The organism is Photobacterium sanguinicancri, from assembly GCF_002265265.1.
Taxonomy (GTDB): Bacteria; Pseudomonadota; Gammaproteobacteria; order Enterobacterales; family Vibrionaceae; genus Photobacterium; species Photobacterium sanguinicancri.
The window spans coordinates 1-10,525 of record NZ_NOIF01000177.1; the positions used below are offsets into that span (position 1 = coordinate 1).

Annotated in this window: 12 protein-coding genes and 1 pseudogene; 5 read left to right on the forward strand and 8 right to left on the reverse strand. The window is 39.6% G+C overall.

The annotated features are described in order from the left end of the window. Positions 1-439 precede the first annotated feature (439 nt). On the reverse strand, positions 440-1,234 hold the full coding sequence (locus tag ASV53_RS19720) for a TOBE domain-containing protein (protein ID WP_094958352.1): 795 nt from the start codon (positions 1,232-1,234) through the stop codon (positions 440-442). A gap of 236 nt (positions 1,235-1,470) precedes the next feature. Between ASV53_RS19720 and ASV53_RS19725 the strand changes: the two genes are divergently transcribed. Then, positions 1,471-3,186 (forward strand): NAD-dependent malic enzyme, encoded by a 1,716-nt coding sequence (locus ASV53_RS19725; protein ID WP_094958353.1) that lies wholly within the window; start codon positions 1,471-1,473, stop codon positions 3,184-3,186. A gap of 140 nt (positions 3,187-3,326) precedes the next feature. Further along, positions 3,327-3,560 (forward strand): annotated as a pseudogene (gene arfB, locus ASV53_RS19730) (alternative ribosome rescue aminoacyl-tRNA hydrolase ArfB); the annotation flags it as partial. 387 nt (positions 3,561-3,947) lie between these two features. Here arfB (ASV53_RS19730) and arfB (ASV53_RS19735) read toward each other — a convergent pair. The 7 genes from arfB (ASV53_RS19735) to ASV53_RS19755 all read right to left on the reverse strand — a co-directional run bounded on the left by arfB (ASV53_RS19735) (position 3,948) and on the right by ASV53_RS19755 (position 7,196). Beyond that, entirely contained in the window at positions 3,948-4,361 is a 414-nt protein-coding gene (gene arfB / locus ASV53_RS19735; RefSeq protein WP_094958354.1) for an alternative ribosome rescue aminoacyl-tRNA hydrolase ArfB, read from the reverse strand. A 576-nt stretch (positions 4,362-4,937) separates the two neighbouring features. Further along, the gene (locus ASV53_RS25575; RefSeq protein WP_189337923.1) at positions 4,938-5,075 is read right to left on the reverse strand and encodes a hypothetical protein; all 138 of its coding nucleotides are present in this window, start codon (positions 5,073-5,075) and stop codon (positions 4,938-4,940) included. 1 nt (position 5,076) lies between these two features. Continuing rightward, positions 5,077-5,220 carry a hypothetical protein gene (locus ASV53_RS25580; protein ID WP_189337924.1) on the reverse strand — a complete coding sequence of 48 codons (144 nt, stop codon included), beginning with the start codon at positions 5,218-5,220 and terminating at the stop codon, positions 5,077-5,079. Between the two features lie 16 nt (positions 5,221-5,236). Next, positions 5,237-5,518, reverse strand: a complete 282-nt coding sequence (locus tag ASV53_RS26505) for a ParE family toxin-like protein (RefSeq protein WP_094958355.1) — start codon at positions 5,516-5,518, stop codon at positions 5,237-5,239. A gap of 59 nt (positions 5,519-5,577) precedes the next feature. Then, positions 5,578-6,273, reverse strand: coding sequence for a hypothetical protein (locus ASV53_RS19745; RefSeq protein WP_094958356.1), 696 nt, complete (start codon positions 6,271-6,273; stop codon positions 5,578-5,580). After that, positions 6,263-6,535 carry a hypothetical protein gene (locus ASV53_RS19750; RefSeq protein WP_239928865.1) on the reverse strand — a complete coding sequence of 91 codons (273 nt, stop codon included), beginning with the start codon at positions 6,533-6,535 and terminating at the stop codon, positions 6,263-6,265. The genes ASV53_RS19745 and ASV53_RS19750 overlap by 11 nt, the downstream gene beginning before the upstream one ends. Before the next feature lie 49 nt (positions 6,536-6,584). Next, the gene (locus ASV53_RS19755; protein WP_094958358.1) at positions 6,585-7,196 is read right to left on the reverse strand and encodes a hypothetical protein; all 612 of its coding nucleotides are present in this window, start codon (positions 7,194-7,196) and stop codon (positions 6,585-6,587) included. Between the two features lie 807 nt (positions 7,197-8,003). Here ASV53_RS19755 and ASV53_RS19760 point away from each other — a divergent pair. The 3 genes from ASV53_RS19760 to ASV53_RS19770 form a co-directional block, all read left to right on the forward strand. Beyond that, on the forward strand, positions 8,004-8,966 hold the full coding sequence (locus tag ASV53_RS19760) for a ComEC/Rec2 family competence protein (protein ID WP_094958359.1): 963 nt from the start codon (positions 8,004-8,006) through the stop codon (positions 8,964-8,966). After that, on the forward strand, positions 8,966-10,090 hold the full coding sequence (locus ASV53_RS19765; protein WP_094958360.1) for a hypothetical protein: 1,125 nt from the start codon (positions 8,966-8,968) through the stop codon (positions 10,088-10,090). The genes ASV53_RS19760 and ASV53_RS19765 overlap by 1 nt, the downstream gene beginning before the upstream one ends. Continuing rightward, a partial coding sequence (locus tag ASV53_RS19770) for a hypothetical protein (protein ID WP_094958361.1) occupies positions 10,087-10,525 on the forward strand: 439 nt, incomplete at its 3' end. The genes ASV53_RS19765 and ASV53_RS19770, both read left to right, overlap by 4 nt.

Consider the following 10,525-nt stretch of genomic DNA (forward strand, 5'->3'; position numbering starts at 1 on the left):
GTATTGAATTATTTTGAAATACGAATTAATTCAAAGTTTTACAATACTTGATACGCGTCAAATTAGAGTGTCCATTTTCAATCTCTCCACTCTTTATTATGTAAGCTATTAATAGCGTGATGTGCTGTATGTGCATTGCTTAATAGTTAATATGTAGTAGAACAGGTTGTAATAGCGGTATGTGTGCAAAATGTGACTGTAGTAACGTAATGAAGATAAAACGGCAATGGTGGGAAAAGCTATTTTATAATGCGAAATATCAATGTCGTCATTGCTTACGTATTATTCGGCTGTGAATAACGAAAGGCACTTACGAGATAGGATATGCCTGATAAGGATTCGATATCTTGCTTAAACTCATGAGCACTTGATGCAAGATTATCTAGAGCTGTTTAGCCATATTTAGCAACAGTATTTGACTTCATCCCATGCAGATGAATCAATTAAGCGTTGCAATGATCACTTGGTTTGAATGAAAGTGGGCAAACCAAGTGTCACCCACAATATTAGTGGTATCTAACACTGCAGTTTCACAGTGTTTATTGAATGCACATAGAGTATCTCCACCCTCTAAGGCTAACTGATATTCTGACGTATGCTTTTCATGTAATACTGAGCTAACTTTTCCTTCTAGTACATTATCGTAATCGTCGCTGGTGGCATCTGATGAAAGCGTCACGGCAGGCCCCTTTACGAGTGCCACTACATCTTTTCCTACAATTAAGCCCAAACGTTTAGTACTGCCATGTGTAATAGTCGCGAGTAAGGTTTGTTTGCCTTTTAATTCAACGGAAATCACATCGTGTAATTCATGGTTTTCAATTTTGGTAATAATACCGAAAAGCTGATTGCGGGCACTGGTTTGCAAAGAGAACTTACTCATAACGCCAAGTAGGCTGTGTAACGGCGCTTCATCATCATTTAAGGCTTTCAGGCCCATATCTTGAATTTGATCTAGTAAATCATACATTTGCACTAACCGCTCACCAGTATGGGTCAGGGTTGCGCCGCCGCCCCCTTTACCGCCTTTTTCGCTGGTAATGACAGGGTGTTCAGCACGGTTATTCATATCTTTAATGGCATCATGTGCAGCCTTATAGCTGATCTCGGCATGTTTGGCTGCTTGGCTGATCGAACCTGTTTGAGATATCGCTTTGAGCAACGCGATTCGGCGAGGATTCACATACATTTTGCCGTTATCTGAAAGCGTTAACTGTGCGTCGAAGTTCATCATAAATATGAATTAAATCAGTATGATTAAAGGGATCGTCAGTGTATAGCCTAACGGCGAAGAATACTAATTTTTGCAACCTAAGCTTAGTATTCATTAGTGTACTTTTAAGATCACGTTAGTACCTTCTAGCCATGATAAACCTTGTTAACTCGTTATGATGTCACGTTTTTTATGATGGCATAGGCATAAGATGATGACTTCTTAACCACAAGTCGTTAATCGCGCGGAGGGATACCATGACCATAGGAAAATACCTAAGGTGGAAAGATGAAAACGGCAACGAATTTCGTCCAGTGTCACTTACTGGTACTGAGTTACTAAATGATAGAACATTAAATAAAAGTACGGCATTCAGCTATGAAGAGCGTGAAGACTTTCAACTAACGGGGTTATTACCGCCAAAAGTGCAAACGTTTGATGATCAGCTAAATCGCGTGTATGACGGTTTTCGTAATGCCTCTACAGATATTGAAAAATATTTGTTTTTGCGCGCATTGCAAGACCGTAACGAAACCTTGTTCTATGCTTTAGTATCTCGCCATGTTGAGGAAATGACCCCGATTATCTACACCCCAACCGTGGGTAAAGCCTGCCAAGAATTTAGTCACCGTTATCAAAAAGCGCGGGGCTTATACGTTACGCAAGATAACGTTGATCAGATGAGCGATCTTGCTCGCCATTTTCAAGGTAAAGACATCAAAATCATCGTGGTAACTGATAGCCAAGGTATTTTAGGGCTTGGCGATCAAGGTGTAGGTGGCATGGGGATTCCTATTGGTAAGTTATCTCTTTATACATTAGGGGCGGGTATCCATCCTGCTCATTGTTTACCTATTGCGCTGGATGTGGGAACCGATAATCAAGACCTTTTAGATGATCCTATGTACTTGGGTGTGCCAAGAAAAAGGATGCGCGGCGAAGAGTATAAGCAGTTTATTCAAAAGTTCGTGCATGAAGTGAAGCGCAATTTCCCTAAAGCCGTTTTGCAGTGGGAAGACTTTAGTAAGTCTAACGCTTTTGATAATTTATCTGAGTATGAAGAGTATTTACCGTCGTTTAACGATGATATTCAAGGCACGGGTTCAGTTGTTTTAGCGGGTATATTAGGCGCGGTTAAGATTAAAAATGAAACACTGGTGGATCAAACCTACGTCGTTTATGGTGCCGGAGCTGGTGGTGTTGGTGTCGCTGATCAAATTTTTGCTGGCTTATTAAAAGAAGGTTGCTCACATACGGCTGCCCGCGAAAAGATATTTGTACTTGATTCTCAAGGTTTAGTCTTTGAAGACCGAGAAGGCTTAGATGAATATAAAAAACGTTACGCAAAACCAAGATCGCTAGCGCAAGGTTGGCAAACCGAGCATGAAAGCAAAGTATCGTTAACCGAGTTAATTAATAATCACCCTGTGACGGTACTTTTAGGTACGAGTGGTATTGGCGGCGCGTTCAAAGCTGAGCATGTTCAAAAGATGATGGAATACACCAAGCGCCCTATGGTATTCCCACTTTCTAACCCAACAGCAAATTGCGAAGCCCTGCCTGAAGATATTTACCAGTGGAGTGAGGGCCAAGCGATTGTTGCAACAGGAAGTCCATTTGATAACGTAAATTACAATGGTCGAGAATACCGCATTGGCCAAGGTAATAACGTGTTTATTTTCCCTGGGGTGGGATTAGCATCGATTGTGGCGCAGTCAACAAAAGTCACGATGGACATGTTCACGACGGCTTCGTATGCACTGGCTGATGAAGTTTCTCAAGATGATTTAGACAAAGGTTGTGTCTATCCAAGAATTAGTGAACTTAGAAATGTATCTATTACGGTTGCTAAGCGAATTCTTGCGAATATAAAAGCAACAGACCCTCATCATCAATTACCTGAAACAGATATAGAGCAAGAGCTTGCACATCATATGTGGGAGCCCGTGTATTTACCTTATCGTCGGGTATAACTGGTATTCAGTCATGATATAGAGGTTAATACCTCTATTAGAATGAAAGCGGCTATCAATGCCGCTTTTTCTGGCGCGAATTCTGCTGCGTGATCACTTATAATACGGGAGTATACACTCGTTTTATAAGTGGCTTCTTAATGCTAACAATCTCAAATACTGTCCAACTTGCTGACTGGGAAATTGAACTCACGGCTATTCGCGCGCAAGGTGCGGGTGGGCAAAACGTCAACAAAGTTTCTAGTGCCATTCACCTTCGCTTTGATATTAACCGTTCAACGTTACCTGACTTTTACAAAGAACGCTTGCTGAAATTATCTGATAGTAGGATCACCAAAGAAGGGGTGGTCATTATTAAAGCGCAGTTTTCCAGATACCATCAAAGTGCCATAAAAGTTGTCAATTAGTCGTTGTTGTAATTTATTTACCTTGCGCGCCATATCAGAAGCATAGTAAGTCTTTTCACTAGGTTGATTCAGAGATAAATCTCTCCTTTCGAAAGAGAGTGAAGACCTATTAACCCAATTTTCGTATCTTTGGTATAACATATTTATGCATACTTATAGTAAGTTGAGCTTTCCCTGTATGCTTTGAGCATAGACGATATTCGTCAATCAGCACTACTGCGTATATGAGCAAACATCACTACAAGATAATTAACTGGCAAGAATATAATCAATAGGCTCTCTCACATTTTGTGATGGATGAAGAAGTCATCAGCCTTCAAACGCATCTAGATTAATTGAGTTCACCTTGTTTTATTAGAAATCCACCTTTTTCCTCAATACTTTTGTTGTACCACGTTTCGATTTGCTATCCATTCGGCGACGTTGTGAGCCTTTGGTCGGTTTCGTTGATCTTCGAGCTTTCTGCACAACCATCGCTGATATAATTAGTTCCTTCAAGCGCTCCAAAGCAGCTTCTTTGTTTTGTAGCTGAGTTCTGAATTGCTGTGACTTGATGATGATTATACCTTCAGAGGAGATTCGGCTATCAGAAAGCTTAAGCAGCTTTTCTTTGTAGGTGGCGGGTAAAGACGATCGCTTGATATCAAAACGAAGGTGAATAGCAGTTGCCACTTTATTGACGTTCTGCCCCCCGTTACCAGCTGATCTGATTGCGTTAAGTTCAATCTCCCAATCGGCGATGGTTACGGCATTTGAGATTGCTAGCATGGCGACACCTATTTGTTCTGAAGTAGTTCTGATGACTTGGGCACTCGATTAGCTTCCGAGTGCCAGCGGCGCTAAGGATAGCAAATAAACAGCTTTCGACATACTAGAGAGGTGTGTCTGTTTGCGGAGGGATTATTCCTGTCTTATAAGACGGGCTAACCAACTACAAGGCATGGTTCTACACTTTTTCAGAAGTGAGCTTAGTGAAATATTCTAATAGAATTCAAAGATAACTTATCTGATGTACGTGTAATCAATGAATTGGAAAATGCAGCGAGCCACTATAACTGTACTGGTAAAGTAAATCGAACGCATCTAGATGAAATTGGCGAGCTATCGTTAAGCTTTAGTGGGTGTACAAATACCAATTTGAACAACAATGGTTCTGGTGAACTATACGTTGCGCCAGATTATCAAATGCTTGGGCGGTGTCGCTAAAAAGTGATATCTCTTCATAATCAATGATACAGCGGCGTTATATGAAAATAATACCTTGATGGGCGCATGGAACATCCCTGCGTAAGTTCGTTGACGTGAAAACGACCACAATCATAGTTGATTGTGGTCGCTTGTTATTTAGTCGTCACCCAAGTAATCATCATTGTTTGGGTTGTGAGCATCTGCCCAGTCATCCATGTCTGCATCGTTATTTGGGTTGTTGATATCTGACCAAATATCTAGTTCGTCTTGAGACATATCACTTGAATCTGGCATATCATTTCTTACCTTGTTGATTTGGGTTTAACTGCTTACCACGATTGCCTTGGTTCTGGTCGTGCTGACGGTTAGTACCACTGGTTCCCTTATTTGAATTAGGAATGTTTGCCGCATTATTAGCAGGTGTGATTTTTTTAGCCATTATCTGATTTCCTTGTTTAAGAACTAGCCTTACGAATTTGCCTGATTATTCGCTCAAATCCTTGCCTAGTTGTTATTTCTTTAGGTTGAAGTCCATCAGAAGCGATATGCCAAACAAATCGGAACCCTCTTCCCAATTTAAACCTTACTAGGTTTGGGCAAGAGCGAACTTTCTTCCCCCCTAAACTAAGATACGAAGCTCCCGATTGAAGCTGCCTTTCAATGTTGAAAGCTCGCTTTATATGACATAGCGGAATGTGAGGTTGGAATGTATCAATTAACTGTTTGGTTGAAGTCATTCTTACTCTCCCTGATGAACTGAAAGTAAGAATGATTGAGTGCACTGCACTCGCAACAACTAATTTAATAAATCATCTAAAAGATTATCGAACTCAGTGGCTTCATGATATTGCTGCTGAACTAATGAGTGATATTTATTTAGGACGGGATCGGTTGAATGCAGTAAACATGAGGCTTGATAGGCTTCTTCGAGATCGCCATTGAAAAAGTGAAGCATCATGGATGATCCCTGAGAGAGGCTTGCACTTTGAGCAATAAGCGCTTGGGTTACACTCGTCATTCCAGACAAGGAAAGCTGGGGTAGTTCGGAAAACGGGTTAGGTAATCGGAGTGCATCGAGTGAAGCATCAGAGTTCATTACATTTAAAAGTGCTTCAACTTCGTTAGATTGCAGAGTTATGCCAAGAATGCATTGCCTGTCTTTCAATACTACTGCCATTAACTCAGCTGCTCGTTTTCTCATTTTTGGGTTGGAAAAGATGGCTTTGACCTTTTTCGTTTCTATGAAAAATGCTTGAAGAATAATGGCGTTATAGAGCTTCGTCAGGCTATTTTTGTGGATGAAATGATTGTTCCTTGAATTCGCTCCAGGGTTACTTTGAAGTTCTTCTTTACTATCGAGAAAGCTTTTTCCTTCACTTCTATTGCGGATAAAGGAATAGATTAGGTCTTTAAAAGCTTTGTGTTCTGACAATCGAACTTTGAATAGTTTCCAGATAGCATCAGGCGCTGATATATACCCATCAGATTTCACAAGATAGCTCCAATAATCTGCGTTCAGATGGCGGATTAGTTTCTAGTGTATAAGAGGCGATAAACTTGGCACGCTTAAACCAATCAGCACGGCAGCTGTGCTTGGTTTCTTCATATTGTTCGAGCACACCTAAACAATATCCTGCGCGTAAGCTTTCAGACAACGATGTTGTTTGTGCTGCGAGTAGTCGTTGTGAGTTTTTAGTATCGTAAATATTGATGAGTTCGACACAGCTATCAACTAAAGGTAACGACTTGGCCATGGATAATACCGGCGAGCCTGTAAGACAAATGGCGATGAGTAGATACTTCTTATTGAACATTCTCAACCTCTGGTTTGGTTTGCGTAGCTTCTGGTGACCCAGACACTGCTGGTTGGAGGTCAGCTTTCCCTTGCTTGATTATTAAGCTTTGACTGGGAACAGCTATATACAAGCTAATTAAGATGTAAGTAAAAGAGAGCAATTGACTGTAACTTTGCCCCTGAATCAGAACGGTTTGGAAGTGATCAGTACCTTCATGAAAATCACCAAATACAATGAAGCTTGCGCAAAACCAAGTGATAAGTACAAACTTGCCATACCAAAGTAATGGGGAGGCTAGAATATTCCACCAACGAAAAGAAGTCTGTGCTGTGTACGCCCAGTAGCGTTTTAGCAGCACAAGCAAGCTAACAATAAACACTATCTCAATTGTAGAGATATCAGCCAGACCTTCTTGATACTCTAAAATGTTAATCAATTCAAAACCTAGCGATATGAGGCTGAGAGTCATGAGAGATAAGAAAATGATGGCATTAAATACAAACGCAAAAAGACGGCTCAAAGTCCAGTCGGCCTCACGTAGGTAATGTTTGAGTTGATAGGTAGAAGTGTGCTCTGGTTGTGAGTTAGGGGTAATATTTTTAATGAGTAATTCATCCATAAAGGGCGTTTCTATAAAAGGTAGTCTCATATTCTACCAAATTAATATGATTTATGAATGTATTGCTTACAGTAGCTAACTGGTTTTGTTGATCAATTCAGATTCTGAACAGACGACTCCCTTTTTTACGAGTTGTTAATCTGCTCGCCGTGTTTCAGGCATACCTAACCTTGTGAGCTTATTTACCGCTCTAACACCAGCTTAAGATTCTGATACTTGCGCATCATAATCTCTCATCGATCACGAGGGATTTATCAGTTTCTTATAATGAGACATACCAGTCTCGGAGATTGAGCGAGCATGATAGCTTGAAGTCGATTACTAATGATGACCTCACTTGAAGTTAGTGCCTCTCCTTACCGCTATCAATCGCCACTCTTCAACAAGAATACCTTTGGTAGCAAGTATTGAAGCTTCAAATGTGCATTGCAAAATCTGCCTTAGCGGCAGGTGGGTAACATAGTACGCCTTAGCTGGAGGCTTGAGCCCAGCGCAGTGAAAGTTGCACGCTGGGTTCTTAGGAGAGCGGCACTTGGTAACGGGTGTCGCCTATCCGCCCAAAGTTAGTTAGACAATAATCCCCAAAGTAGAGATTTGACTTGCTTACTGCAATATCATCTCGTTAGTGGGAAGCACTAATTTGGCATATCCATCTTCTTGTAGTAATCGTTCAGGTTGTTTATAAACCTAGGGGAGGCAAACAGAAATGTGACTTTGCGCCAAATCAAATAACTTGACTTTAGTACTAGACTTAATTTTTCAGGTGTGTGATGTTGCATTAAATTTCATAATAACTCTCTGATATACATGATAAATGCTTTCCGTATCCAGCTGCTAAAAGCAAAGACAGGCGATTCATTTATTGTTGAGTGTGGTGATAACACATTCTTCATTGATGGTGGCACTAGAAGTGTAGCGAAGTATCTGAAGAGATATTTACAAGAGAACGATCCCACAAAGTTACAAGCCGTGTTTGTTACTCACGTGGACAGAGACCACATTGGAGGAATAGCAAAACTGTACAGTCAATTCGGCAAATACGTACCGAAAACGGCACCCGTTTATATGAATCACCCTGAACAGGTCAAGGTAAACACTAATACAAGTGGCTTAGTAACTTTTGAGGACGGAAACAACCTCAAAGATGTTCTTGCAGCAAATGGTTACAAACTTGAGGAAGCAACCACGGGTAAAGTTCTTCGCTTCGGCGAAACGAGAATCGACATCTTATCGCCCCAAAATGTAGTTGCAGGGCAACTCTTTAAAGAGTGGGAAGAAAGTGATGATGATGGTCTTGTCTCAAGTGATATCATTGAAGTTGACTGCTCAACGTTGCCTTCTGAACCCCAAAATAGTATCTTAAATGACATCGTAAATGCTTCTTCCATTTCATTCACTGTCACATATAAGGGCAGATCTGCACTATTTCTTTCTGATACCCTTCCTGAGATAGTAACGAATCAGTTAAGCGAGAAAACAAATTTTGATGTTGTGAAAATCTCTCATCATGGAAGTAAACATAATACGAGTATGGAGTTGTTACATAAAATAGATTGCAACAACTTCATTATTTCTACTAATGGCCCTAGAAGCTATGGCCATCCTCATGCCGAATCTCTAGCAAGGTTAATCTTATCGAGTATTGAGCATGGCTATTCAGAATGTAACATTACGTTTAACTACGAGAAAGTTCGTGACCGTATTAAAATAAATAATCTACCAAAAGGCTTTCGTGTAAACTTAATCTATTCAGAGTCTATTATCCTGTAATGAAAATATTAAAGAATAACATCAAATCAAATTTCGTAACTCTTAAGTCTAACGGTGTACATATAGGTTGTGGATTTCTATTTAAGTCCAATGATGATACTTACTGTGTTACAGCGGGCCACGTTGTATACGGAAGGAAATATGATAATGAGCGCATCGTAGAGATATTAGATAACAGAGGGGTTAACATTGAAAGATTTGAGTTGATTTCTTTTATTGACTTTGCGAAGAAATATGATCTTGCTTTGTTCAAGCTATACTCCAAAGTCGATAAATTAAAGCCTGTGATTCTTTGTAACTCTATCACTAATAACAAGCTCTTATCTATTTCTTACATGAAGCCTACTTCGCTAACGGATTCGTTCTTCTTAGATGCAGTTAAATTTAATGATGATTTAGACGACAATCAGTTTCGTTACTCTGCGGGTCAAAGTGCATTTAACAATTTCAAAGATGATACATATGGCGCTGAAGCCATGGAAGGAATCTCTGGTAGTCCAATGTTGCTTTGTTCTTGGGATGGCGCGATCGTACTACATGGTATAACGAGCAGGATACCTAACTCTGGTATGTTTGGCTTCATTGAAACTAGGGATTTAACTGTACTAAATGAGGTCGTTGATAGTATTGATTTCAAAAGTAGCGAAGATTTCGATTCCAATCATCGATTAATAAGATTCAACCGAAAACTAATTGATGATGAAAGGTTTAATAATTGGGTAGATACTTGGAAAAATCTCCCAGGTAATGAAAGTTTCTATGGAAACTTGGAAAGTAAATTGGAAACGATTCATGGTGACTCGTACACTTCGGAACTTCCTAAAGAACTTGAAAAAATCATGATAGGAGATGAATGCTTCAAGAATGTAATTGAAAAAAACTCCACTCTTTATGATAGCTACGATGATGTTATTGAAACAGCAGAACGAGATAAGATGGAGAAGTACGTAAGCTCAAAGCATGAAGCACTTGAACACTATAATAAAGTATACGAGGAGCACCTAGACGTCATTAACGAAGACTTAGGGGACTTTGATCTCAGTCGTACGGACAGAAAGAAAATTGCTCAATATAACGTTGCAACATGGATGGCCGTTTGTAACTTAAGGTTTAGTAAAAAATGAGTATACACATTGAAAAACGTCCTTACACTAGCTTTATTTCTCCAAGAAAGTTAGACAGCTTTCAGATTACGGCAATAATATTTATTATCGCACATTCTACATCTGGACGCGCGAAATACATTTACTTGGATAAGCTTCATTTTTTATTTGACTTACTTATATGTGATCAAGATTTCACTAAGTTGCCTAAGTTTACTATTCCTCCATGGAACATAGATAAAGAGCTAAAAAACAAAATAATAGTTCTAGCTAAAAATGAGATTATATGTCAGTCATATGACAAAAATAAAGTGAGATATTCACTGACTAATAAAGGTTTGGCTAAATTTCATGAACTAATGGAAATCGAAGAACTTTCAGTTTTAAACTCGAAATCAGAAGTCTTGGCTAGTACAACTACAAAGACGTTCGAAAAATCTAAGGTAATATTTAATG